This window comes from Candidatus Tisiphia endosymbiont of Hybos culiciformis, from assembly GCF_964030975.1.
In the GTDB taxonomy this organism is placed as follows: Bacteria; Pseudomonadota; Alphaproteobacteria; order Rickettsiales; family Rickettsiaceae; genus Tisiphia.
Genome location: NZ_CAXIQH010000001.1, coordinates 884,862 through 910,528, shown reverse-complemented (window position 1 = coordinate 910,528; position 25,667 = coordinate 884,862). Strand labels below are relative to the sequence as shown.

Below are 25,667 nucleotides of genomic sequence, written 5' to 3'. Positions count from 1 at the left end.
ATAACATTATATTACATATGAAGGATGATACAATTTATATTACCTTAGCGTAGAATATTTTCTGAATTATATAGTGAAACCTATTGAATTAGGTGATACAAACTTTGTGTCATACCTGCGAAAGCAGGTATCTAGATTCCCGCCTTCGCGGGAATGACAACTTACAATCGTTATGTTCTTTATCACCTAATCCTATGAGCATAACTATATCATGACCTCTACTAACCCAGGTTAAAATGATACTCTCAACTTCACCGAACCTTGATGGCTAGAGTATTTATTATTAGAAGCTAAATAATCATATACTGCCATAATTTCTGTTGCCCCACGTTTTAGAGTAATAGTTCCGCCAATTTTGTAGTTGTATTTAGCAGGTTTTTCAAGTAGCAATACTTCCTCTCTTCTATTGGAACCTGACGTTATCTGCATACGAACCTTCTGTTGCTTATTATGCAAAAACCTCTCGCCTTCTATATGCAATCCAGGAATCACCTGGGTAGTATCATTGATCTTCATTGGTATAACTGCTTCAAACCCTATAATCCCAGAAGCCCTCCTGTCATTAGTAGCAGCGACCGAGAGACTTTGTGCTTCAAAGCTTTCATTATATCCCGCAATATTGTATCCTCCGTACTTTAGTCCAATATTTGGCGTAATTAATACTTTACCAACCTGCGACTTGTGAGCAACTACTACCTTACTACTATATGAAGTATTAGCAAATTTAGCCTTAGCCAACTGCTTTTGTACTGGTATTTTTGCAGAAACATTACCAAAAGCAAAGGAAAGAACGCCTTGTAGTATTAATTTATCAGACAAATTAGTTTGACCATATATAGATATTACGTGGGCGTGGGCAGCAACTTTGTCGGTACGATTCTTGTATTTAAAGTTAGATAGGACATAGTTATAAGCTCCTCCTATAATACTACCACCTTGCAGCTCTATATCACCCCCTATAGTTGCAGCCCTAGTTCTGCCGGTATATCTACTTAACACATTGTAACCATTATACTTAGCTGTTCCAATCGTACCACTAATCCAGACATTTTTAGACATAACATTATCTTCATCACCAGAGCCAAGAACTGCAAGATCAAATTGGTGGAATCTTGATTGAACAGACTGTTCTATAAAATCAAAAACTGACACTACTGAATTTATTGTTGCTGAAGTTACTTGTTTTTGTACTTCTACTGTTTGTTGTTCTAATGCTTTTACCTGTTCTTGCAATATTAATTCATCGTTGTTGTTACGAGAAGCAGTATCGTTGTCAGCTGGTATATTTGACTGTAACACTGGACTCGATGGTGTTTCTGATTTTGAGCTTGAGTCTTCTTTTTTTTGTACTTCTATTGCTTCTTTCTCTTCTGATTCTAAATTTTGATTTGAGTTTTCTTTTTTTTGTACTCCTATTGCTTCTTTCTCTTCTGATTCTAAATTTTGATTTGAGTTTTCTTTTTTTTGTACTTCTATTGCTTCTTTCTTTTCTGATTCTAAATTTTGATTTGAGTTTTCTTTTTTTTGTACTTCTATTGCTTCTTTCTTTTCTGATTCTAAATTTTGATTTGAGTTTTCTTTTTTTTGTACTTCTATTGCTTCTTTCTTTTCTGATTCTAAATTTTGATTTGAGTTTTCTTTTTTTTGTACTACTACTTGTTCTGGCTGTGCGTTTACTTGTTTTTCAGTATTCCTCTTGTTGCGTTTCTTCCGCTTTTTACGTACCATTTCCTGTTGTTCACCTTGAACTGGCACTATGCTTGATCCCGTATTATTTTGAACAAATGTAGCATCAGAAATTTTATTAGTTTCAGGAGTTAATAGTTGTTGAGCAACCTGCTTAGGAACAATAGGTTGCTGGTTAATTGCTCCATTATTCTGTTCCACTGCTGACTCTTTTTGTAATTCTGCTAGTTTGGCAATATTCTTATTGAGTCTCTTTTGTTTTTTACTTACTACTTCCTTCCACTCTCCTTCATTTCCATCTGACACTATGTTTGGTTCAATATTGTTTTGAGTACATGCAACATCAGGAGTTTTATTAGTTGCAGGAGCTAATAATTGTTGAGCTGTCGGCTGAGCAACAATAGGTCGTTGGTCAATTATTCTATGATTCTGCTCCACTACTAACTTTTCTTGTAATTTTGCTAGTTTGGCAATATCTTTCCTAAATTTTCTCTGGGCTTTACTTTCTACTTTAGTCCACCCCTCTTCATCTAGCACTATGCTTGGTTCAATATTGTTTTGAGTAAATGCAGCATCAGGAATTCTATTAGTTGCAGGAGTTAATGGTTGTTGAACAACCGGCTTAGGAACAATAGGTTGTCGGTCAATTGCCCTATTATTCTGCTCAGCTCGTGCCTGCTGTCTCTGCTCCTTATTCATTTGTTTCACCATATCCAGCACCTGCTTCTTATCTGCTGTTATTTTAGCTTCTATTCTAGTTTCATCTTTCTTCCTCTGTTCTTGTCTTTTCATTGCTTGTTTAAACTCATTATCTTTATGCTTTTGTTTTAATTCCTTCAATTGATTCCGATGATGGGTATTGGGCATCGTTGATGTTGTTGGCAATATTAGCGGTTCTGCTCCTCTGCTTGATGTTCCTAAGTCAGGAGGCTCAGTAATACTAAGATTGTTGAATTCAAGAATTAATTCTTGTTCTTCATCCTCCTGAGGTTTTATTTTTTGGAGCTGATTATCTGTACTTAGCAAGTCTGTGTTCTTTGAACCATTATTATTGAATAATGGGCTTAATACTCTACTTATATTAGATGAACTGTTTTTTTTATTAGAAGTACTCGTCGTTACATCCTTAATAGGAGATTCAAGGATAGGATCACGACTATCTCTACAATCTCTGAACGCATCTGATTGAGAATTATTAGAAGGTGATAGCACAAGATTTGGTGGAACCTTAGCAGGTGTTGATGTAGCGAGTTTAGCAGGACTAGTAGTTGGAGAACTACCAAGATTAGTACCACTATTTTGGTATGATGACAATGGACTAATTGCATCCCATCGTTTTACCTTTGTACTAGATGTTGCTGCAATAATACCTGGTATATTCTCTTTTGATGAGTTATTTACTTTTGCACTAGGATTCCGTGTTATTACTCCAGCTTGTTTTATTTCTTCTATAGATTTATCTACTCTTTCTCTAAATAACTTGCTTTCTTCTATAGATGAATTTCTTTTTTTTCCCAAAAGAAGTACTTCTTCTGATATTTCTTGTAATCCAGAGCTTTGCCTTTCTGTATAATTATGTTCATCTAATAATTGATTTACTTCTTGAAATGGATACCTTACTTTATGTGATTTCTGCTGGACAATTGTAGACAGCTCTGGCGTTGATCTCGTGTATTCTTGCGTTAATAATGAGGGGCTTCTATTCTCATCTACATCTGTCTTAAATGCAAAGTATGAATTATAGCTGAATTGCTTTAGACTTAAACTACTTGACCCTTTAGGTGAAATGTTTTCTGAATCTAATTCTCCATCAGACAATGATGTATTTAAGCTTGATAGAACATTTGTTTTTTGAGATTGAGTGTCATTTAGGTTAAACTTATCCACAGTACTAGTATTAGTGAGAACTTCCATCTGTAATATAGATTTATCAGCTTTGGCACTTGGTAAACTGCTATCCTCAGATTTAAAGTATGCACCATAGCTAGATTTATTTGGACTTACCCCTTTAGGTGGTGGAATGTTTTCTGAATCTAATTCTCCATCAGACAATGATGAATCTAAGGGTAACGAAACATTTGTTTTTTGAGACAAAGTGTCATTTGGCTCAAATTCATTTACAGTATTCCTATTAGTAAGAATTTTCGATGGTGATTTAGATTTATCAGTTTTGACCCTTGGTGGACTGCCACCCTCAGATTTAAAGTATGCACCATAGCTAGATTTATTTGGACTTACCCCTGGTGGTGGAATGTTTTCTGAATCTAATTCTCCATCATACAATGATGCATCTAAGTTTAATGAAACATTTGCTTTTTGAGGCTGAGTGTCATTTGGCTCAAATTCATTTACAGTATTCCCACCAGTAAGAATTCTCAATGGTGATTTAGATTTATCAGTTTTGACCCTTGGTGGACTGCTATCCTCAGATTTAAAGTATGCACCATAGCTAGATTTATTTGGACTTACCCCTGGTGGTGGAATGTTTTCTGAATCTAATTCTCTATCATACAATGATGAATCTAAGGGTAACGAAACATTTGCTTTTTGAGATTGAGTGTCATTTGGCTCAAATTCATTTACAGTATTCCTATTAGTAAGAATTTTCGATGGTGATTTAGATTTATCAGTTTTGACCCTTGGTGGACTGCCACCCTCAGATTTAAAGTATGCACCATAGCTAGATTTATTTGGACTTACCCCTGGTGGTGGAATGTTTTCTGAATCTAATTCTCCATCAGACAATGATGCATCTAAGGGTAACGAAACATTTGCTTTTTGAGACAAAGTGTCATTTGGCTCAAACTCATTTACAGTATTCCCAACAGTAAGAATTCTCAATGGTGATTTAGATTTATCAGTTTTGCCCCTTGGTGGACTGCCACCCTCAGATTTAAAGTATGCACCATAGCTAGATTTATTTGGACTTGAAACACTTGAATCTTTGGGTGATGGAATGTTTTCTGAATCTAATTCTTCATCAGACAATGATGCATCTAAGTTTAATGAAACATTTGCTTTTTGAGACAAAGTGTCATTTGGCTCAAACTCATTTACAGTATTCCCAACAGTAAGAATTCTCAATGGTGATTTAGATTTATCAGTTTTGACCCTTGGTGGACTGCCACCCTCAGATTTAAAGTATGCACCATAGCTAGATTTATTTGGACTTGAAACACTTGAATCTTTGGGTGGTGGAATGTTTTCTGAATCTAATTCTTCATCAGACAATGATGAATCTAAGGGTAACGAAACATTTGCTTTTTGAGACAAAGTGTCATTTGGCTCAAACTCATTTACAGTATTCCCAACAGTAAGAATTCTCAATGGTGATTTAGATTTATCAGTTTTGACCCTTGGTGGACTGCCACCCTCAGATTTAAAGTATGCACCATAGCTAGATTTATTTGGACTTACCCCTGGTGGTGGAATGTTTTCTGAATCTAATTCTCCATCATACAATGATGCATTTAAGTTTACAATATTGCTACTAGTGAGAATTCCCGATGATGATCTAGATTTACTAAAACCTTTAGGTGGTGGAATGTTTGCTTTAGGTGGCGGAATGTTTTCTGAATCTAATTCTCTATCATACAATGATGCATTTAAGTTTACAATATTGCTACTAGTGAGAATTCCCGATGATGATCTAGATTTACTAAAACCTTTAGGTGGTGGAATGTTTGCTTTCGGTGGTGGAATGTTTTCTGAATCTAATTCTCTATCATACAATGATGCATTTAAGTTTACAATATTGCTACTAGTGAGAATTCCCGATGATGTTCTAGATTCACCAAGCTTGACACGCGGTGAACCGCTACCTTCAGTTTTACATGCACTGATTAATACTAATTGTGCTAACCCAACATTGAATAACATGCTTATTCTTGAATTCATATGTAATCTTCTCCATTGTTGAATGGCTTTGTTTGGAATGGTATAATTTACCCTAATTTGCACTGAATCACTCCACTTGCACAAAAAACACCCTCCAAATGAATGCCATTGATTAATAATATTTTAAATAACTACCCCTTCTCATTTTTTAAACTTAGTTTTTGTGTCAAAAAAGTTGAACCGACAGATCTTTTGACACCAATCTGATAAATTCACATAAAAATCTTTACGTCATCATTACCTAATTAATGATTGTAACAGTAACCTACAATTGTATATACTAAATATTTAATAAAAGATTATATTTATATCCTCTAAGTTGTAAATTTATCAACATTCTACCGCATTGCCCAAAATACCTAACTCATATTATAGTGAAACCTATTGAATTAGGTGATACAAACTTTGTGTCATACCTGCGAAAGCAGGTATCTAGATTCCCGCCTACGCGGGAATGACAACTTACAATAGTTATGTTCTTTATCACCTAATCCTATAGGCATAACTATAACTGATTTTATAGTTTCCTTTGGTTCACATTATTTGATATTATTGTTAATTTTTTGGGTAATGATATGGTAGATAATTAGGAAAAAACTATCTTTATTTTTAATTTAAGCATATATGTGCAGTAATATTTTAATATGGGGAACATCAATAGTCGGGTAACAGAGAAAATGTTACCATTCTCTCTGTTACCCGACTAATATTTTTCTGGAATTTCAGATATAGTTATGCTCATAGGATTAGGTGATAAAGAACATAACGATTGTAAGTTGTCATTCCCGCGAAGGCGGGAATCTAGATACCTGCTTTCGCAAGGTTAACACAAAGTCTGTATCACCTAATTCAATAGGTTTCACTATATCATACCGTTGGTGAAGATTAAGTCAGTATTAAAGGCTTGGGTTTGGAAATGCTACAGATAAACGAGCAGCCATAGAAAAGTTAATGCTAGATTTTTCGTTGATGGGGATGTAGCGGATACAATGGTATCCGCTTAAGAAAATCCAATAATAAGTCATGAATTATTATTAGAGTGTTGAAACCTAGAAATGAGTACTATATATTGCTAGTCTATATAAAAATACGACTAAACAAGTTTGTAATAACTAATAACATAATATTGGCTATATAGTCTCCCCGTCAAAAGTGCAAAAAATTAAAAAATTAGCAGCTTAGCAAAAAATTTTTTGTATAAAATTTTAGAGTTTAATTCTTTTGATGTAAATTTTTAATATAAAAAGATGATTTCTAGAAATTTTTTGCACGATGATTTGTTAACGATTTTGTAATCGTTTGATTAATTTTCTTTTATTGAGTCATTTTTATGTAGAAAAATTTGTTTTGAGAAGGTGATTACCAATACACCGTAAGTTCAATCCTACAGCGGAAATTAACGGATTTATTATATCTCCTATTACTCCTTTTAAGTAATTTCTGCCAACTCTACCATAATGCTTAAGGTGTCCTATTATCGGCTCTATAGCACTTCTTCTCTTGATCATTGCCTTATCATCTGAGGATAGCTTCTTCTTGCAATATGGGCTATACACCTTGTCTTTTTCTTTAAAATTATTCCCCTTATAGCCTAAATCAACAAATGTCCTGGCTATTCCCACTCCTGTTAATTTCTTTACAACCTCTACAGTCTGCGATAATGTATGACCATCATATGGATTGCCATGAAATGATTTGGCCGCTAATACAAAATTACCTCGACCACTTACTGCTATCGAAACCTTGTTACCAAACTCATAGGGTTTGTTTAATTTCCCTTTACCTATGCACTCTACCTCCGGTGCGTGAAAACTATATAATACTTTATTATCCTCCTTATATCGCTCTTTCTCTGCTTTACTCAGTATAGATTGTGCCTGAATCTTTTTAATCTTATTTAGTATTTCTTGCTGCTTTAATGACAAACTTAACTTTGTTTTTGCTATTTCTCGCTGACATATTCTTATTAAACGACCCAGCAATATCTTTAAATGTTGCATTACCTTCTTACGTTTTTTGGCTTTACTATTATCCTTATATTTCCATAATTTTACTATGTCTTTTTTATATTGCTTGGCATATGTCTCATGTAACTTAATGCCTAAAGTATGACATAACTTTACTAGCTCTATTCTTGCCTTATCCATCAAATACACATCATGAGGATACTTAATATTCTTAATTTGTACTGTAGTATCAACGATTATCGATGCTAAGTCTTTTTTTTTAAGCACTCCGACTTTGCAACCAATTCTTGTTAATTCTTTTAATATCTCATTATATCCTTCTTCCCCTAATATAGCACGAAACCTTCGTATACTAGCTTCTGATATCTCAGCATCTTTCTGCAAATATTCCCAACCACAAAAATATTGCCAATATACGTTCTCTCTCAGCTCTTCTTCAGCTGCAGCATCTGACAGGTTATACATCGCTTGCAGCATAGTTACTCCAAGTAATAACCTGTGACATCTGCGATTCCTACCAAATTTCTTGATATTAACATTTGTCAATAACCATTCCTCTAAAACAGTCCAATTTATTAACGATCTTAATTTATATAACTTGTTATTAGGGTTTAATTCTTCGGTCAATTTATAACCAAAAAGCTGTCCTTGTTTTTGGGATTTTATTATATCTTCTATCGGCATAATTCATACAATCCATAAGGTTTCTGCCAATATTATAGCATTTTCTTATGGATTATCTAGATATTTTTACCCGCTAACCATATTATATATTATCCTTCTAGACTTTTGACGGGGAGACTATATAGCCCACCATATTGTTGATGTAGTTTATAAGAAAATTAACTTATGACCTGGATTCTAAGCTTTTCGGAAAAAAAAGAGGTTATCCATTACCCCCCTACATGGACTTCACATACCCTCTGGTTTTGGATGGTCTCCATCATTGTGTAAATCATTAAATATATCAAAATGCTCATATATTGTTTTTTTCTCTAAGCTCCTATGTGAGATTAGTGGAGGTATAGCAAACACTTCATCTAATGCCTCAACAATAGGTGTAACTATAAGAAGAGATAATGCTTTCGCTATACTGTGCGTATCACCTGAATATTGCTTATATAAATCTTGATATTTTATTACTACATCCTCAATAATAACAACTTTAGTGCGGGGATAATTCGATAGCATCAGGTTCCAAGGATCAGAATTTGTTCTGTGATCATTGCCACCAGATCTAATATCACTTCTATATAATACTGCAGGTTTATCTAAAAATTTACTGTGAATAAATTCCGCTACTGTACCAGTATCTAGCTCCGAACCGTCAAAACTAAATATACCCCCATCAGTTTCTTTTACTTGTTTTAAATCATTATTTTTTATATGTTGAGCGTGGGCATCTCTTTGTTCTAAATTTTGGGGCAATATACATTTATACTTACCATTAGACGCCTCTTCTAATGCCAAAGATAAATATAAATTACCTATAAGATCCTTATTAGTAAATAAGGGACCTGCAAAATATAAATTATAAGATTTTTTAGTTATATCATCATTCTCAGAAGAGGCAGATAAATTCATAGAGTGATTAAGCATATATTTATAAAGCCCTATATTTAGTTGTTAACAAAAAAATCAAATTATGTTCTGTAAAGTTTTTAAACTTCTACCGGATTAGTTACCACCTGGCTTTTATCATCAAACGATATTCTAGGAACCTGTCGGAGAATAGCGAATTTATCATATTTACTGAGCTCTTCTAAATATTCTGCTCTTCTTTCTTCACTTGTTTCCAGGTAGCTAAAGGTTTTCTTTTATAACTAAAGCCTAACTTTTTTAATATCCTACCAGCTTGCGATCCTGTAATTCCAAATTCTTTACCAATATCTCTTAACTTAACATTTGGATTGCTTTTTACAAACTCTTCTAATTTCTGTTTATCAACTTTACTTTTAAAACCTAATCTAGCTCTTGCTAATATCGTTCCTTCCTTTCTATTCCTTACGTTCCAACGACTAATTGTATTTTTATGTATGTCAAATATCTTTGCAGCAGCTCTTTGACTGCTGCCTTTTTCTATATAATTTATTACTTTTTTTCTTAAATCTTCGCTATATGGGCTTGTTGACATTTTTCTCTTATTTTTATCATATCTTATCACCTAATTTAATATGTTTTACTATACATTTTATAGTTGAAATTGTCAAAGCATTCTTGCTACTGATATCACATTTTTCACTTCCGCTCAACCTGAATATGTAAACTATACCTTAACGAAGCTACTACAATTCTTAAATTATAATTTAAAATAGACAGTATCTTCCTTATAGCTCATCAACTCGATATTCTAATGCAACTTCCTTACCATAAAAAGCTATAGCAATCTTGGCAATTTTCTTGATATGCACATGTTCTTTTATTTTAGCGTCATATTGTTTTCTCGCTATTTGATCTAGCCCTTCTTTGGCAACAGATTCTAGGTTTCCTGCCGTTTTGGCTATTTTATATTCAACTACAATAGCACTATCTCCACGACCAGCTATTGGTACTAACATATGATCACATCTGCCACGCCCTGACTCTCTATTCGATTCTATTACATATTGCACCGTCAGTGGTGCTAATATTCCACCCATCAGATTATGGTAACCTCTCTCCACAAGCATATCATGGTAGCTGGTTGATTTTAGTAAAAATTCTTGAAGTTTCTCGCCAAACTGAACTATTTGATGATTAATTAGTAATTTGATAAAATTATCATACTCATTAATTTCAATATTTAATTTATTTGTCACCCATTTTCTTACTCTTGTAATGTAAATATTTCTTACTTCTTTATTAGGGATCGTTAAACGATAAGTTGGATCCTCTGGATTATCATCAGCAAGTAACGGATTTAAGTAACCGGCAAATAATAATAAACTGTAAAAGATGTTGGGATCATCTTCAATCTCTCCTAGTGAGATTTTTGTATATAATCGCTTAACTATACCTTTCCCCTCTAATAAGCTTTGTAAATCTTCTTGTATCTTATCTGACAATAATGCTTTATCAACAAATCCAGTACCACCACTATCAATCCAGTAAGTATCGAGTTTTCCCTTATGAGCAAGGCACTGCATAATTGACCATGGATTATAGATTATCTCTCCGCCAAATGTGTAGCCATTATACCAATCCTTAATTTGCTCAGGATTTGTCTCAAGTGGTACTTTAATTAGTAATTCATCAACTTCCCCTTGGGTAAAGCCATAAAACTTAGCGAAATCATCATCAAGCAAAGTATATTCAGTAATGTTGTTCAAATCTGAAAATAAATTAGCTTTAGCAATACGCAAAATGCCAGTAATTACACCTTTTTCTAAACAAGGATTACCTTTTAAACTACTACCAAACATCCCACGAAACAACTCAAGTACTTGCTCAAACTCTTCCGTCTTATTGCCAAATTTAATGTAGGAACTACTGATCGGTGTATCATATTCATCGATCAATATATAGACTTTTTGCTTAAAATGTTTGTACAACACTTCACTTAAAAAACGTAAACTATTTTTTAAATCATTCTTATCAAGTTTCCCATCAAAATATCGCCTTAGTTTTTCTTTTTGTGCATTATCTAATAGCCCTGTATCTTCCATCACATGATGATTTAAGTAATGATCACGGCGGCCTCATGAACAATTAGTTAATTTCTATTAAAGCATTAGTAAAACGTTTTAAGTTCTTTGGTGACCAACCCATAGTAAGCATCATTTTGGGTCTAATCTCCCTTTTAGTCTTTATTTTATTTAAAATATTTAATACAAATCTTCTGATAATTGCCATATTCGCAGGAGCATTGCCTTGTCTTATGCTACTTGCATCCTCGTTAAATACCACGTCTATAGTTATGCTCATAGGATTAGGTGATAAAGAACATAACGATTGTAAGTTGTCATTCCCGCGAAGGCGGGAATCTAGATACCTGCTTTCGCAAGGTTAACACAAAGTGTGTATCACCTAATTCAATAGGTTTCACTATACATTTAAAAAATGTAATGCTCTGATACCCTCATGTTTTGTTCCTCTCAGCGTTTTACCATCTATTGCATAATGTTTTTCACTTAAATTGTTAGTAAAATATTTTACTAACACCTTATTTAATTGACTAGAATCAAGACTAGTAAAAAAACGTCTAATTGTACAATCACTAGGCGTACCATTTTCAAACGGAAAATATTCTCTCAAAGTATCAATATGTGCCTTGCCAAATTCTTCAATCTCCTCCCAACTCTCCGCCCGTGCGGCAACCGCTACCATTGCTAAAAACACTAACTCTATTAAGGGATATGCTATCTTACTTTCTTGTCTATGATCTTCAATATCCCAAAAATGTTCTGCAAAGTTCTTGACGAATTCTCTCTCTCTTAACATCACTATCTCCAAATAATAATTATTTTATTAAGAGATTCTTACGATATTACTCCACTATTTGCAAAAACTTTATTATTAACATTTCTTTACCTTCTGTTCATGAGACCGCCGTGGTAGTATCAATATCTCCGTCACACAATGATTTAAAACTTACACCTCTAGTTTTTAAATCCTCTATTAAAGAGACAAGGTGTGACATTGATCTACCTAGGCGATCCAATCTCCAGACAATCAGAGTATCACCTTTCTGCAATATTTTAATGCATTGATCTAAACCTGGTCGCTCAATTTTAGCCCCAGATATATGATCAGTAAATATATTATTTTTCTCACATCCTAAATTTAATAGTGCATCAATTTGCATTTGTAAATCTTGTTCATATTTACTAACACGTGCATATCCAATTTTTCTATTCATTCTCATTTATTGTGTTGTATGATGAGTATCCCAAACTTAGATTTATGAGATGACAATATAATATAAAATATGATAGTCTTTTGAAAGAAAAATTATTGTCTCAACAAACGCTCGTTTGATAAGACATTATATCTATTGAATTATTGTCACATTATTGCCATGATAAAAAACGACAAACTGGCTATTCTCTCTGAACTAGAAAAGTTTGCTTTATATGGATTACCAGATTTCAACAACGAACAACGTAGAAAATATTTTAATAGCCCGCTTTGGTAAAACATATCCTCATAACGGGTTAAATATTCTTCATCTTCTTTGGAGCGTTTATCAGTATATCTCTTATCTTCAGGCAGTCCCAAACGACTATAGAATTTATGCCACTCTTCATCAGAGCTGTCATCTTTTGGCACAGCAACTCGCTGATTCAAGCTCTTCTCTGCTTCCAAATAGCTCTGAGCTAAAGATGATACATCCTTGAATTTACCCAGCGACTCAGCTTTGCGTATTTCTTCAGGCATGTTAGCTAGCCAGTCATTACCAGAGAAAGTAGGGCTAGTTTCATAGTTATTGGCAATTAATTCTTTGCTCATATGCTTATTCTTCTTTTGAATTTTCTAGTTCTTTTTTTAACTTTTTTATTTCTTCAATGGTTAGTTTTGTATATTTAGCTATTTTTTCTATTGGTTCATTATCAATTAACATTTCTTTTGCCACAACTATAGCATTTTCTTTAATACCTTCAACTTTGCCTTCAACCTTGCCTTCAGCCTTGCCTTCTTCTCTACCTTTTTGCTCAGCTGAAACTATATAATCACGTTGTTTTAAGGATTCATTGACATATCTATTATACTCTATACGTTCTTTATCAGTCATTTTTAGGATGCTAAGTCGTTCAGCTACTTTCTTCATATAAGGTGATTTAAAATCATCTCTAACTTCAGCATGTTTAGCAAAATACAACCATTCATCCATTTCCTTTTTTATAATATCGTCAAAAAGTGGTACAGAAATAATAAAATATTCTGGAAATACATTATGAATATCCACTACCTTACCCTCCTTATCGGCAAGATGTACATCTAAAGGATGTTCTCTATCGATTTCTCTAAAAATAGTCTTACCATGACATAAAGGCGATTTCATACCTGCATAAGCAAAATATATTAAGTTGATATGAAATACTTTCTTGATACTAGTATAATCCTGACTAGCATAAATACTATCGACAATCAACCGGCTACTATTAAAACAAGCTTTATGAAGCAACAGGCTAGTATATGTGCGATCTATTTCAACAATATATTTATGACCTTGTTGATCTTCAACAATAACATCAGCAACGCTTTTTTTTAGGTCTTCATTTTCTTTATTACTTTCACTTTCAAGCAAGGCAATGATTTTTACTGCTGGATAGCCACCGACATCTCTAAGTATCGCCGAAATAAAGCCCTCGACTATCTCATAGTCACCTTTATTTTTCAGTAAAAATTTAATTGCGTAGTCCAACGACATCAGCGGTTTACTGCTCATAACTTATCCTCATTATAAAAAACTACTCTATTTTAGCACCATCGATATTATTAACTCCATCATCTTCTGAAACCTGCGAGCAGATATATAGAAACAACGCTTAGGTAGCCTTCAAGGAAGGCAGTGTAATCACTTTCCTGCCAAACGAAATTGCTGCGATATATACCACTCATTTGAGCTAAATCCTCTAATACTATCTTACCATCTTCTCCACTAAAAAGCTTGCAATAAATTGATTTTAATTGCTCTTTTGTTAGTAAATTTGATGGGGGTGAGTTAATTGATAGTTTCATTTATTTTCCCTTAGTCTTGTATCTGTTGTTGCTGCTGTTGTAATTGTTGCATTTGCATCATCTTACGTTGTTGTCTGATTTGTAATACTTCTTGCTCATTCTTAAGGATTGAACTTGGAGTCCCTCTCAGCTCAAAAAATAGTTTAAAACATTCATCCCAGTTGATATTATCATAAATCTCAGGCAAAAAGTTACTGATATAGTGAAACCTATTGAATTAGGTGATACAAACTTTGTGTTAACCTTGCGAAAGCAGGTATCTAGATTCCTGCCGTTGCTAAGAATGACAACTTACAATAGTTATGTTCTTTATCACCTAATCCTATAGGCATAACTATAGTAGCGTCAAACTCATAGAGACCATTAATACCACGCTGACATTTCTCGGCATCTATTCGACACGTACCTAGCAAATTTCTTACTTTAGTTATCATCTCTTCCCGTAAATATTTCCTACCAATAGCAAATGGTGAAAAGCCTACTTTTTCTGCTATTTCATTAGCTTGTTGTAATCTAGACACTGTTAACAAAGCTTATTTAATGGGTGAATAAAGTCTTTTTTGCTACAAATTATAAGATTCTCTGGAAATAGGTACACTATTCCTTCAAAAATCCTATTTATTCTCGTCGAAAAATAGCTCAAAATATAATTAATTAGCCATCTCCAACAGTCTCCTAGATGATATCTTTGCTAAATATTTTTCAAACAAACCATAATTTTTAATCATATAAATATTCCTTATAACCCCTTATATTACAACTGACTTCCAGGCTTTTGTCAGTTGATTAATTGAAAAACACCCCCCTATATTTCGCAGCATATCTCAACTAAAGATTGCTGTCAATAGTTTATTTTCTATTATTTGTATTATTATTAAATTTTTTATATTTAGTTATTCCAAATTAGCTTATATCTATAAATATAACAGATTTTTACGCTCCACTAATAGCCGTTTTCATTATTTTTGCGGGATTGCTTATTTTTTCCATGCCACAGTACATATCTTTGCTGTATTTATCCTTAATCCAATGCCCAATAAAGGCAGCAGTTGGTTTGAGAGTGATCTTATTGCAAGTCGTATCTTCTTCAATTGCTTCTAACTTGCTAAACCAGGATTTGTCCAAGTTCTCACCGTATAACTTTAACAAATATTGCCTTATTTTATACCACACTGACTCTGGGTTTAGTCCACTTAGCTCTAAATAATAATCCGATGGAGTTCTTTTGTTAGTAATACGCAATTGCAGAACCTCTTTGCCATATACCTCTTGCACTTTATTGAGCAATGTGCATTTATCAGGTTCTGACAAAGAGATATCTGCTAGATCAATCTTGTATTCATCTCTAGATATTATATAGTTATGCTCATAGGATTAGGTGATAAAGAACATAACGATTGTAAGTTGTCATTCCCGCGAAGGCGGGAATCTAGATACCTGCTTTCGCAGGTATGACACAAAGTCTGTATCACCTAATTCAATAGGTTTCACTATACCTGCTTTCGCAAGGTTAACACAAAACATAGTTGAGCCACATTCATTAAATTGCTTTATTTGTAGGAATTTCTGTATTATCCGAACGAAAAGTTAAGTTTGGGATATTATAGTAATAAACTAAAAGCCTACTAACAAAAGCTCCTATAAATACTGCAACAATAGAGTATTTTATTGTACTATAATCATGCTTATAAGCATAAGAGTCCAATAATATACTAAAGATCGCACCCCACAATATTAATATTTCAAAATTAATTTCTCTAGGTATATACTCCATATTTGCATCATGTTTACAAATTAAATTCCGGAATATTATACCAACACTAGAAGTCAAACAGGCAAAACATGAACCCCAGAACTCTAGTGGTTCAATTCTTTGTACAATTACGGTTATAACACCAATTATCATAAAAGATGCTTGTCCTAAGGAATCACAAACAATAAGAGTATTATTGCGTATTTTTTGGATAAAATTATCTTCATATAATTGCTTGTTATAATAAGCTAGTAATTTAATAGCAAAGAAACCAATAAGCACCGTTATAAAAATACGACAAGTATAATATGGAGTTAAAATAAAATTAACATTAGAAACATTGTGTACTACGACATCAAGTAAAATACATCCTAGTAAGGATGGTAACAGTGCTAATACAAAAGTAGTAAACAACGTGGCATTTGTTCTAGCCGATATAATGATCCCAGAAATTGCGAATGCTATACTCCCTATAACTCCAATAACATAACACCATGCTGAATCGATAGATTTTAGCAGTAGAATATGGCATCTATAGCTTTCTACAATTTTTTTATATTCATCACTATTGATAAATTCTTTAATTGAATTGTTAAACCGAGCAACTAAGTTAGAAGATACGGTTTTCTTACTAAACATTAAATGCACAGGAGTTTTAATACCAGTAGGTATCTCTTCTATTTGATCTTTTTCTTCATAATTTAAGACAAGTACTACCCCTGCGATTTTGTCAGCAAGAAATCCATCAATTTCATTACGTAGTAGCCCCTTAAATAGCTCCTCATTACTTCCATATTTAATGATGATGTCATTATTACTCACCTGATTTAGGTAGTCAGTTGTTCTTGCGTTGCCATAAACAGCTTTTCTAATTATACCAAGACGAAAATTTAGTAAACGTATCTGAGCTAAGAATTCATTTGTATTATTAAAATGCAGATGTTTTCTTGCTGAACGTGAAGTAAATAAGGAAATTTCTGCAAATCGATATGGAATGGAGAAATTGGCAAAGACCGCTCTTTCCTCGGTATAAGTAAGTCCTGGCACCATATCACTTTTACCTTGTTGGATATTGGATATTACTCGTTCCCAAGCAGAATCAGTATATTGTATACCAATGTTAATTTTGCTACTAATAGCATTGATTAATTCAATATCTAAACCGGTGACACCATAGCTATCACTTCTAGTTATATAACTAAACTGGTATGGTTCCAATGGATACCAATCAACAAGCAAACTTTCTTTATCAGGCGTCCTTTCAGTGCATTGAGTAAAATATGTGTCAAGGGTATTAGCTAGTTGATTACTATTCGCATTAGGGTTAGTAACTTTATGATCCGCAGAGGCAAAAAAGTTTTGTAAGATAATAATAATCGGGATAATACTCTTAAGTATTTGCATGGTGTACAGCTCTTTTCATTAGAATTCTATTTTAAATTTGAGTATACACTATTTTGTAGTGTGTACTAATATATCACCATCAAAAAATTTAATATTAAATTCCTGTTTTCTGCTTGCCATAACTTTTGATGTTATGAATTCCCCATCTGCTGATTTAATTACCGTAAAACCACGTTTTAGTACGGTTTTATAGTCTAAACTGGTAAGAAGTAGATTATTTAAATTTAGTTGATGCTCATAATTTTTTAACTTAGTGCTAATAGATTTTAGTGTATAATTAAATTGATGCTCTAATTCCAAAGCCTTATAGTCGACTTTTTTTAGAGGATTTAATATTTCTATATTCAGTGATTCAAGTTTTGCCACTTTAAATCTAAGTAAATTCGGCAAAGAATCTGTTAATCTAAAACTGAGTTCATCAAGAAGTTGTTGATTATAATCTATATAAGCAGTTAGACTCCTGGAAATATTAGTATTGGAGTTAACGACTTGCTGTTGATATTTAACCAGCTGATTAATACGATTAAGTAATGTCTCATAATACGAACTTATTGTATAATTGAGACCAGAGAGTACAGGTACGGCAAATTCAGCTGCGGCGGTTGGAGTAGGAGCCCGTTTGTCAGCTACTAAATCAATTAAAGTATTATCTACTTCATGCCCAACTGCTGAAATAATAGGAATATCTGAACTAAATACACTACGTACTACTATCTCTTCATTGAATGCCCATAAATCTTCTATAGAACCACCACCTCTTGCAACAATTATAACATCAGGTTTTATATTTTGCTCTAATTTATTAAATCCTTCAATTGCCTCAGCAATTTCACTTGCAGCATTCCCGCCTTGAACAGTAACTGGCCATATTAGTACGTGAGACGGACAGCGATCATTAATACGGTGTATAATGTCCTTAATTACCGCCCCAGTCATTGAGGTAACTACACCAATCTTATTAGGCAAAAAAGGTAATGGTTTTTTGGGTTTATCAAATATACCTTCTTTTTCTAATTTTGCTTGCAGCTCCTTAAGAATCTGCATAATAGCCCCAAGACCCGCAGGCTCAAGGTTTTCTACCGACAGTTGATACCGTGAATTTCCTGCATATCCAGATAGTTTGCCAATAGCTACCACTTCCATGCCATCAACTGGTGTAAATTGAATCTTTGCAAGTACCGGACGCCAACAAGTGCAAGCTAGAACAGCTGTATTTTCTTTAAGATTAAAATAACCATGACCAGAAGTTGCTATCTTAAGACCAGAAATTTCTCCCTTTACTCTAATATAACCAAAATTATTTTCTAGCAATTCCTTAATCTTACTAGAGATTTCAGTGACTGAGAATTCTTGATTTACTAAATTAGTAATAAAATTATTTTCTATCATAAGGGACAACACAATAATTAAAGACGATTAAGTAAAACTAATTTATGTACTATAGTAATTTATAGCTAACTCGACTAACGTTACGTATGGCGTCAGTTTACTATGGCTAAATACTCATAGGGTTAGCTATATAGCTCCCCCTAATAAGTTCTTGATATTAAGTTGTCATTCCCGTGTAATTATGTCATTCTTAGCAACGGCGGGAATCTAGTAGATACCTGCTTTCGCAGGTATGACACGCGTATAGAGGAATCTAGATTCCTCTACTTACACAGGTATGACAATTGCTTTGTCGCTAATAGCAAAGAAATTATCTAGAACTTTAACGGGTTAGTATAGTTTTTTAAACAAAACACAAAAAAGATTATCACTTAATTATTTTCTTTTGTCGATGGTTTTTATAATTGAACTATAGCAATTCTTTATCTCTTGTTTTCTTCAGATTTTCTTCTTCTTTTTGCTTACCTTTAAATTTTGTTAGAAATTCATCTGTTATGTATATAATATCCATACTAAAGCTAAGATGAGGAGCCTCTAATATTATAGTACAATCACTATCTGCAAATCTAATTTCCTTATCACCTAACCTAGGATTCTGGCTATAGGTAAGCTTGTATTTTTCTGAAAGCAACTGATAAAATTCTGTGAATTTACTTTTATCTATTGTTAAGATTACTGCTTGGATAATATTATCATCATTACATATCATTAGTAGCTTAGTAAGCCCCTCTAATTTAACATCTCTAACATTGACATAATAATTATACCCATCCCAATGATTCTGTTCTTTTTTGCTGATATGATATAGTTTCTCTACGTCTGATATAGCTGCTTTATTTAATTCAAAACCCAAGGGAGCCGGATTAGCATTAACATTTAAGTTGAAAATTAAAATAAATAATATGTATAATAGCCTAGTGATCATAAATAGTTACCTTTTATATATTTAAGTTATAACATAATAATATACTAACTATTTAGACTTTCAACCAATCATTTCATTTGAGAGGCATAAAATATACTAAAAGCTACCTTCAAAAGTTATTTTTGATCAAATTCTGAAGCTTAATTGCCAGTACAGACTTATTAAACTACCTGCCAATTACATGATAAGGAACTAATTTGATGTAAAATAGATACAATTTTTGCAATTAGACTATAAAAATAATTATATTCAAAAATTCTAAATAAGTCTCAGTTGCAGTCAGTTTAGTGTTTGATATAATCTATGCAACGAGATTAATAAATCTTGCTGGCATCTTGGTATAAAAATACATTTAATGTCTGATAATGTTAACAATCTATTTGGAGAGCTATAATATGAATAAAGGAGAATTAGTAGCATTAATGGCTGAAGCAGGTCATTCAAAAACTGATGCAGAAAAAGCCCTAACTTGGGTTGTAGATAGTGTACTTAAAGCACTTAGTCGTGGTGAGGACGTGAATCTAGTGGGGTTTGGCTCTTTTCACATACAAAGTAGAGCTGCACGTGAAGGTCGTAATCCAAAAACTGGTGAAAAAATGCATATTTCTGCTTATAAACAACCAGTATTTAGAGCAGGTAAGAAAATGAAGGAAGCCTGTAATAATTCTTAAGTTGTCTTTACTTAGAGCTTTCGCTATAAAATTTGTAGTTTTTTATAATTTTTATTTTGAAATTAGGCATATAGCTAACCTGTTTGGTATTTAGCTACAGTAAACTGGTATAGTTATGCTCATAGGATTAGGTGATAAAGAACATAACGATTGTAAGTTGTCATTCCCGCGAAGGCGGGAATCTAGATACCTGCTTTCGCAGGTATGACATAAAGTTTGTATCACCTAATTCAATAGGTTTCACTATATCATTGCGAGGAGAGCATAAGGTCGACGAAGTGACCTATAATTAAGCGTGGATTGCTTCGTCGTGCTTCGCTACTGCTCGCTAATAGACAAAGTAATGTTAGTTGGGTCAGTTATATTTATAATATAGTATATATGAGATAGGCTTCACTAGAAAAACTTTGTATGGAGAAACTGTTAAAATGGGAACGTCGAAATAAATCTTTTGATCTTGAATTCGAAGAAATTAAAAATTTATGCAGAAATTTTTTAATTAGGGAAGATAAGTTTATTGTTACTAAAGCAGAACATGGTCTTGCTAATACAAATTATATTATTGAATTTGAGAACGGAGATAAATTTATATTACGCATTAATGTTCGAAACCCAGAGTTAGGTGAAAAAGAATTTAAACTTTCGCATTTACTCAATAATGAACCTTTAGTTCCCAAATTTCTTAGCTTTAATCCTATAAATGAAATAACAAACTACTCTTGCAGTTTTGTAGAATATCGTGAAGGCAATTTATTATCAGATTTTTTAACTGAGCCTCAATTCACAGATCAAATCCCAGCAATCTACGATAAATTAGGTGAGTTTCTTGCCCACTTAAGTGTTTATCAATTCCAAGAGAGTGGTTTACTTACTGCAGATTTATCAATCAGTAAAATTACTACCGAACATAATGAATATAATTTATTTGTAAATTATATTTTAGATAAAGTAACTAAACCCAGAGTAAGAACTAAGTTAGGTGAACAACTTTTTCATAGTTTAAAAAATAAAATTATTTTATATGAAAAATCTTTTCCCAATAAATACAATAATCAATTGGTGCATGGTGATTTTAAACCTTCCAATATTTTAGTTAAGAATATAGACGGAACATTAATTTTATCAGGAATATTAGATTGGGAGTTTGCTTATTCTGGTTCAGTATATGGTGATATTGCAACTTTATTTAGGTTCAGATATTTATGTGACAAGCAGCTAAAAGAGAGTTTCATTTCTGGGTACTCAAAAATGTCAAAGTTACTAGACTCAGACTGGGAAAAAAAAGCAAAATTAGTTGATTTAGTAAATTTATGCGATTTGTTAGATTCTGAAGATGAAAGACCTAACATGTATAGTGACATAATAGAGTTAATCACTGATAGTTTAGATTTTATTGATTCTTAGGAGCAATTGATAAGTGGAGTTAAATAGAATGATCAAAGAATATCTTGAAGGTAGGTTTAAACAAGGCAGGCTTTATAATAGTTGGCTGATTGATGTTGATGATACGGCAAAGGCTTTAGAGAATTTACAAATATTTATAGAAAGCAGTTTGTTTGCAGATAAAATTCAATTAAAAAATCATCCAGATTATCGGTTAGTAGCAAGGGATAATTCTGTTACCACTAATGTCAAAGACATATCTGTTGACCAAATTAGAGATTTACAGCAATTTTTTTATAAAACATCGTCAATCTCTAAATACAGAGTAGCTGTTATTTATCAAGCCGATCTAATGAATCTTAATGCGGCAAATTCCTGCCTTAAACTTTTAGAAGATACACCAAAGGATAGTTTTATTTTCTTAATTACCTCAAGAGCTGCTGGTATCATAAGCACTATAAGGTCTAGATGTGCTAAAATTAATATAAAATCACAAAATCGCTTAGTGGGGAGTGAAATATATGTTAAATTTATTACATATATTGCTAATTGTTCAGACCCTAAAGTGAGGCTAAATATTATTGAAGAATTTACCAGTAAAAACAAAGGGTTATGGGAAGATTTTGCTTGCAGCATGCTATATCTAGTTAATAGAATTACTAAGAAATCGCTCAATATCAATATTGAATTCAATGAATTAGAGGATAAAATATTTAATCAATTATCTTCTAATTCACCTGATTATTTGGTAACAAAATTTGCCAATATTAAACGAATAATAAATAATACTATAGATTATGACCTAGACTTAAGAGCTAGTACCATAGAATTAATGGAAGAATTTACTTAATTTATTTTTATGACAATATTCTTTTTAATACGACACGGTGAAACAGATTGGTCTTTAAATGAAAAACATCAATTAAAAGGTGGGTACAGGGATTTGCCATGTTTAACGCCAAATGGGATTAGACAAGCCCATGAATTATCTAAAAATCTGAGATTAAAAAATGCAGAATTAATTCTATCTTCTCCGTATACTAGGGCGTTGCAAACCGCAGCAATTCTTTCAAAAAACATTAATTTAGACATTACTGTAGAATTTGAGTTAAGAGAGTGGCAACCAGATTTAGGGTTAGGAATTAGCAATCAAATACAATTAAAAAATGCAATAGATGATTATGAAAGAAATAATGGTATATACCCAGCAGGTATCCCTAAAACGTGGGAATCAAAAAGTTCTATAAAAGACAGAACGGAAGGTATTCTAAGAAAATATCTAAACTACAGGTATGTAATAGTAGTAACTCATCAGCAAGTAATAAAAACATGGGTAAATGCTAATCAGATAATCCATTGCTCTATTAATGAGTTAGAGATATAGCTAACCCGGTTAGCATTACTCCGTCTATGGAGCTACTTTAGTAGCGACGAAGCAATGTAATGAATATGGATTGCTTCGTCGGCTTATGCCTTCTCGCAATGAAGCCAGGCTGCTTTCTTTATAACTTTTAAACTGTCCTACCAAATTGCCTGGTGTTTTTTCTCTAACATTTCAGTATTTTCTAGTATATAATATAGCCACGTGGTTTGACAATTAATCCACTAATAATGATTATGAACAATTATTTTGAGTTATTAGGCATAGAGACAAAATATGATATTGACTTGCCTATCTTGGATCGTCAATATTTTGCTATGCAGCTAAAATATCATCCAGATAGAATTAATTCTAACAGCGAAAAGCAAAAAAATTTATCTATCTCTATTGATGTCAATAAGGCTTACGCAACGCTTAAAGACGATTTAGCTCGAGCTGAGTATCTTCTCTTGTTAAACAATATAGTCTTGGATGACATAACGGTTAGGCAAGGTATCTCAAAGGAACAATTAAATGTTGTGTGGAGTGAATTGGAGTTTGTTGAAACTACTCAACAATTAACTAAATTACAATCTATGCTAAATAACAAAATTCTTGAAAGAGAACAACTTACTAAATCTCTAACTATTGCGTTCCAAAATCACAATATGCAAGATGCTATTGATAGTACTATAAGATTTAAATATCTTAAAAACTTAATTAATAATATTCAGCTAAAAATCAAGTCATGCAAATAATAGAAATTAGTGAGGCTGGTTCTTCCCAGCATAAAGAGAATGATAATAATATAGCAGTTGGCATAGATTTTGGTACAACAAACTCATTAATTGCTTGGTCAAATCAACAAGTGGTACAAATTATCACAGATGATCAGGATATAGAATTAATCCCATCAGTAATAGCTTTTTATGGCGAAAGCTTTATTGTGGGTAATCCTAATATAGTCGATAATCTTCGTTCTATTAAAAGGCTTTTCGGTAAAAAACTATCTGATATACAAAATAACCCAGCACTTTTTGCCTTAGTGAAAGATTATATTGACTTAAATAGTCAAACCTTACGGTTACAATTTGCTGAAAAACTGATGACCGTTCCAGAAATTGCCGCACAAATCTTTCTATATTTAAGGCAACAAGCTACTGAAAAATTAAATTCAGAAATCAAAAAAGCGGTAATAACCGTGCCAGCACATTTTAACGATGCCGCTAGAGGAGAAGTGATGCTGGCAGCAAAAATTGCTGGCTTTGAGGTGCTGCGGTTAATTGCAGAACCAACAGCAGCAGCTTATGCATATGGTTTAAATAAAGAGAGCAGTGGGTACTATTTAGTATATGACTTAGGGGGCGGGACTTTTGATGTATCAATTCTCAATATGCAAACTGGTGTACTTCAGGTTATTGCCACTGGCGGAGATAATATTTTAGGTGGTGATGATATTGATCACTTAGTGATGAAGTATTTTTGTGATAAATATAAATTAGTGGAATCTAATGAATTAATAAAATTAGCAAAAAAAGCTAAAGAAACACTTAGTGTTCAAAATAAATTTGGTATTATATATGAAGAAAAGGTATTGGAATTAGATATAGAAAATTTTGAACGGTTAATATTGCCATTGGTAGAACGTACCATAGCTATTACTAAAGATACACTAGAACAGGCAGAGAATCCTGATATTTCAGGTATTATCCTGGTTGGTGGCTCAACTCGCATACCGTTAATTAGTAAAAGTTTAAGGCAAACGTTTAATACTAGACTTCCTGCAAAAGTTATTTTTTCAGATATTAACCCAGATAAGGCGGTAGTATGGGGGGCGGCTCTGCAAGCAGAGAACCTAACTGCAGCAAATATTAATTCCTTATTAATCGATGTAGTACCTTTGTCACTTGGTATCGAACTAAATGGCGGGATTACTGAAAAAATTATTCTGCGTAATAGTCCCATACCGATATCGGTTACTAAGGAGTTTACCAATTATGTAGATAACCAAACTTCTATGAAGTTGCATGTGGTACAGGGAGAAAGAGAAATGGTAGAAGATTGTCGGTCGCTTGCAAAATTTGAACTGAAATTGCCACTAATGAAAGCAGGTGGAGTGAGGATAGAAGTAACATTTTCTATTGATGCAGATGGTATTTTGTCAGTATCAGCTCTAGAGAAAAATAGTAATATATCACATAACCTTGAAATAAAACCAAGTTATGGTTTAAATGACAGTGAAATTACCGAGATTTTAGAAAATGCGTATCAAAATGCGGCTAGTGATCATAATAAGAAATTGTTGCAAGAAACAATTATTGATACAAAATATTTGATTTATAATATAGAAAATGCTATTAGGGAGATGCCAAATCTTCTTGCAAAAAATGAAATGAGAAAAATTGATATGGCAATTAAAACTTTAAAAGAAGCAATAAATTCAAATGATCGTGATTACATTATAGAATGTAGCAATAATTTTGAGAGTATAACAGAGCATTTTCTTTCTGAAAGATTAAATAATGCTACTCTGAGCTTACTTAAAGGTAAGCATATTGATGAAATAAACTAA

At 32.8% G+C, this 25,667-nt stretch carries 29 protein-coding genes; 11 read left to right on the top strand and 18 right to left on the bottom strand.

What is annotated here, in order from left to right; genetic code table 11:
• Positions 1-231 precede the first annotated feature (231 nt).
• Complete coding sequence (locus ACQH2P_RS04925) at positions 232-5,565, bottom strand: autotransporter outer membrane beta-barrel domain-containing protein (protein ID WP_425363255.1); 5,334 nt, start codon at positions 5,563-5,565, stop codon at positions 232-234.
• Positions 5,566-5,947: 382 nt separating this feature from the next.
• A complete protein-coding gene (locus tag ACQH2P_RS04920) occupies positions 5,948-6,070 on the bottom strand; it encodes a hypothetical protein (protein WP_425363254.1) in 123 nt (40 codons plus the stop codon).
• A 263-nt stretch (positions 6,071-6,333) separates the two neighbouring features.
• Here ACQH2P_RS04920 and ACQH2P_RS04915 point away from each other — a divergent pair, with 263 nt between their 5' ends.
• Positions 6,334-6,465 carry a hypothetical protein gene (locus ACQH2P_RS04915; RefSeq protein ID WP_425363253.1) on the top strand — a complete coding sequence of 44 codons (132 nt, stop codon included), beginning with the start codon at positions 6,334-6,336 and terminating at the stop codon, positions 6,463-6,465.
• 446 nt (positions 6,466-6,911) lie between these two features.
• Here the strand turns inward: ACQH2P_RS04915 and ACQH2P_RS04910 are convergent, their stop codons facing one another.
• The 5 genes from ACQH2P_RS04910 to ACQH2P_RS04890 all read right to left on the bottom strand — a co-directional run bounded on the left by ACQH2P_RS04910 (position 6,912) and on the right by ACQH2P_RS04890 (position 11,453).
• Positions 6,912-8,234: an IS5 family transposase gene (locus ACQH2P_RS04910; protein ID WP_425362501.1), complete on the bottom strand. Its 1,323-nt coding sequence runs from the start codon at positions 8,232-8,234 to the stop codon at positions 6,912-6,914.
• 228 nt (positions 8,235-8,462) lie between these two features.
• The gene (locus ACQH2P_RS04905) at positions 8,463-9,134 is read right to left on the bottom strand and encodes a nucleoside 2-deoxyribosyltransferase (protein ID WP_425363252.1); all 672 of its coding nucleotides are present in this window, start codon (positions 9,132-9,134) and stop codon (positions 8,463-8,465) included.
• A gap of 178 nt (positions 9,135-9,312) precedes the next feature.
• The gene (locus ACQH2P_RS04900) at positions 9,313-9,714 is read right to left on the bottom strand and encodes an IS630 transposase-related protein (protein ID WP_425363251.1); all 402 of its coding nucleotides are present in this window, start codon (positions 9,712-9,714) and stop codon (positions 9,313-9,315) included.
• Positions 9,715-9,877: 163 nt separating this feature from the next.
• Positions 9,878-11,194 carry a PD-(D/E)XK nuclease domain-containing protein gene (locus ACQH2P_RS04895; protein ID WP_425364108.1) on the bottom strand — a complete coding sequence of 439 codons (1,317 nt, stop codon included), beginning with the start codon at positions 11,192-11,194 and terminating at the stop codon, positions 9,878-9,880.
• A gap of 43 nt (positions 11,195-11,237) precedes the next feature.
• Positions 11,238-11,453: a hypothetical protein gene (locus tag ACQH2P_RS04890; protein ID WP_425363250.1), complete on the bottom strand. Its 216-nt coding sequence runs from the start codon at positions 11,451-11,453 to the stop codon at positions 11,238-11,240.
• Between the two features lie 8 nt (positions 11,454-11,461).
• Between ACQH2P_RS04890 and ACQH2P_RS04885 the strand changes: the two genes are divergently transcribed.
• The gene (locus ACQH2P_RS04885) at positions 11,462-11,602 is read left to right on the top strand and encodes a hypothetical protein (protein ID WP_425363249.1); all 141 of its coding nucleotides are present in this window, start codon (positions 11,462-11,464) and stop codon (positions 11,600-11,602) included.
• On the opposite strand, the gene ACQH2P_RS04880 is transcribed toward ACQH2P_RS04885, so the two are convergent.
• From ACQH2P_RS04880 to ACQH2P_RS04845, 8 genes are all read right to left on the bottom strand, one after another.
• Entirely contained in the window at positions 11,574-11,969 is a 396-nt protein-coding gene (locus ACQH2P_RS04880; protein ID WP_425363248.1) for an ISAs1 family transposase, read from the bottom strand. The genes ACQH2P_RS04885 and ACQH2P_RS04880 overlap by 29 nt on opposite strands.
• A gap of 97 nt (positions 11,970-12,066) precedes the next feature.
• Positions 12,067-12,387 carry a recombinase family protein gene (locus ACQH2P_RS04875; RefSeq protein ID WP_425363247.1) on the bottom strand — a complete coding sequence of 107 codons (321 nt, stop codon included), beginning with the start codon at positions 12,385-12,387 and terminating at the stop codon, positions 12,067-12,069.
• Between the two features lie 146 nt (positions 12,388-12,533).
• A complete protein-coding gene (locus ACQH2P_RS04870) occupies positions 12,534-12,977 on the bottom strand; it encodes a hypothetical protein (protein ID WP_425363246.1) in 444 nt (147 codons plus the stop codon).
• Between the two features lie 4 nt (positions 12,978-12,981).
• The gene (locus tag ACQH2P_RS04865) at positions 12,982-13,917 is read right to left on the bottom strand and encodes an Rpn family recombination-promoting nuclease/putative transposase (RefSeq protein ID WP_425363245.1); all 936 of its coding nucleotides are present in this window, start codon (positions 13,915-13,917) and stop codon (positions 12,982-12,984) included.
• Between the two features lie 59 nt (positions 13,918-13,976).
• Positions 13,977-14,210 (bottom strand): Bbp19 family protein, encoded by a 234-nt coding sequence (locus tag ACQH2P_RS04860; RefSeq protein WP_425363244.1) that lies wholly within the window; start codon positions 14,208-14,210, stop codon positions 13,977-13,979.
• Positions 14,211-14,220: 10 nt separating this feature from the next.
• On the bottom strand, positions 14,221-14,397 hold the full coding sequence (locus tag ACQH2P_RS04855) for a hypothetical protein (RefSeq protein ID WP_425363243.1): 177 nt from the start codon (positions 14,395-14,397) through the stop codon (positions 14,221-14,223).
• A 73-nt stretch (positions 14,398-14,470) separates the two neighbouring features.
• The gene (locus ACQH2P_RS04850; RefSeq protein WP_425363242.1) at positions 14,471-14,731 is read right to left on the bottom strand and encodes a hypothetical protein; all 261 of its coding nucleotides are present in this window, start codon (positions 14,729-14,731) and stop codon (positions 14,471-14,473) included.
• A 412-nt stretch (positions 14,732-15,143) separates the two neighbouring features.
• Positions 15,144-15,497, bottom strand: a complete 354-nt coding sequence (locus ACQH2P_RS04845) for a DnaA N-terminal domain-containing protein (protein WP_425363241.1) — start codon at positions 15,495-15,497, stop codon at positions 15,144-15,146.
• 91 nt (positions 15,498-15,588) lie between these two features.
• Between ACQH2P_RS04845 and ACQH2P_RS04840 the strand changes: the two genes are divergently transcribed.
• Complete coding sequence (locus ACQH2P_RS04840) at positions 15,589-15,801, top strand: hypothetical protein (RefSeq protein WP_425363240.1); 213 nt, start codon at positions 15,589-15,591, stop codon at positions 15,799-15,801.
• Here the strand turns inward: ACQH2P_RS04840 and ACQH2P_RS04835 are convergent.
• Positions 15,751-17,367: a substrate-binding periplasmic protein gene (locus ACQH2P_RS04835; protein WP_425363239.1), complete on the bottom strand. Its 1,617-nt coding sequence runs from the start codon at positions 17,365-17,367 to the stop codon at positions 15,751-15,753. The two genes, ACQH2P_RS04840 and ACQH2P_RS04835, sit on opposite strands and share 51 nt — an antisense overlap.
• A 48-nt stretch (positions 17,368-17,415) precedes the next feature.
• The gene (gene xseA / locus ACQH2P_RS04830; protein ID WP_425363238.1) at positions 17,416-18,756 is read right to left on the bottom strand and encodes an exodeoxyribonuclease VII large subunit; all 1,341 of its coding nucleotides are present in this window, start codon (positions 18,754-18,756) and stop codon (positions 17,416-17,418) included.
• Between the two features lie 162 nt (positions 18,757-18,918).
• Between xseA and ACQH2P_RS04825 the strand changes: the two genes are divergently transcribed.
• Positions 18,919-19,074, top strand: a complete 156-nt coding sequence (locus tag ACQH2P_RS04825; RefSeq protein WP_425363237.1) for a hypothetical protein — start codon at positions 18,919-18,921, stop codon at positions 19,072-19,074.
• 91 nt (positions 19,075-19,165) lie between these two features.
• Here the strand turns inward: ACQH2P_RS04825 and ACQH2P_RS04820 are convergent, their stop codons facing one another.
• On the bottom strand, positions 19,166-19,681 hold the full coding sequence (locus ACQH2P_RS04820) for a hypothetical protein (protein WP_425363236.1): 516 nt from the start codon (positions 19,679-19,681) through the stop codon (positions 19,166-19,168).
• Between the two features lie 395 nt (positions 19,682-20,076).
• Between ACQH2P_RS04820 and ACQH2P_RS04815 the strand changes: the two genes are divergently transcribed.
• From ACQH2P_RS04815 to hscA, 7 genes are all read left to right on the top strand, one after another.
• The gene (locus tag ACQH2P_RS04815) at positions 20,077-20,352 is read left to right on the top strand and encodes an HU family DNA-binding protein (RefSeq protein WP_341757190.1); all 276 of its coding nucleotides are present in this window, start codon (positions 20,077-20,079) and stop codon (positions 20,350-20,352) included.
• A gap of 131 nt (positions 20,353-20,483) precedes the next feature.
• Positions 20,484-20,645: a hypothetical protein gene (locus ACQH2P_RS04810; protein ID WP_425363235.1), complete on the top strand. Its 162-nt coding sequence runs from the start codon at positions 20,484-20,486 to the stop codon at positions 20,643-20,645.
• 118 nt (positions 20,646-20,763) lie between these two features.
• A complete protein-coding gene (locus ACQH2P_RS04805; protein ID WP_425363234.1) occupies positions 20,764-21,756 on the top strand; it encodes an aminoglycoside phosphotransferase family protein in 993 nt (330 codons plus the stop codon).
• A 28-nt stretch (positions 21,757-21,784) separates the two neighbouring features.
• Positions 21,785-22,585 carry a DNA polymerase III subunit delta' gene (locus tag ACQH2P_RS04800; RefSeq protein WP_425363233.1) on the top strand — a complete coding sequence of 267 codons (801 nt, stop codon included), beginning with the start codon at positions 21,785-21,787 and terminating at the stop codon, positions 22,583-22,585.
• 9 nt (positions 22,586-22,594) lie between these two features.
• Positions 22,595-23,119: a histidine phosphatase family protein gene (locus tag ACQH2P_RS04795; protein ID WP_425363232.1), complete on the top strand. Its 525-nt coding sequence runs from the start codon at positions 22,595-22,597 to the stop codon at positions 23,117-23,119.
• A 233-nt stretch (positions 23,120-23,352) separates the two neighbouring features.
• Positions 23,353-23,853 (top strand): Fe-S protein assembly co-chaperone HscB, encoded by a 501-nt coding sequence (gene hscB, locus ACQH2P_RS04790; RefSeq protein WP_425363231.1) that lies wholly within the window; start codon positions 23,353-23,355, stop codon positions 23,851-23,853.
• Positions 23,844-25,667: a Fe-S protein assembly chaperone HscA gene (gene hscA, locus ACQH2P_RS04785; RefSeq protein WP_425363230.1), complete on the top strand. Its 1,824-nt coding sequence runs from the start codon at positions 23,844-23,846 to the stop codon at positions 25,665-25,667. The genes hscB and hscA overlap by 10 nt, the downstream gene beginning before the upstream one ends.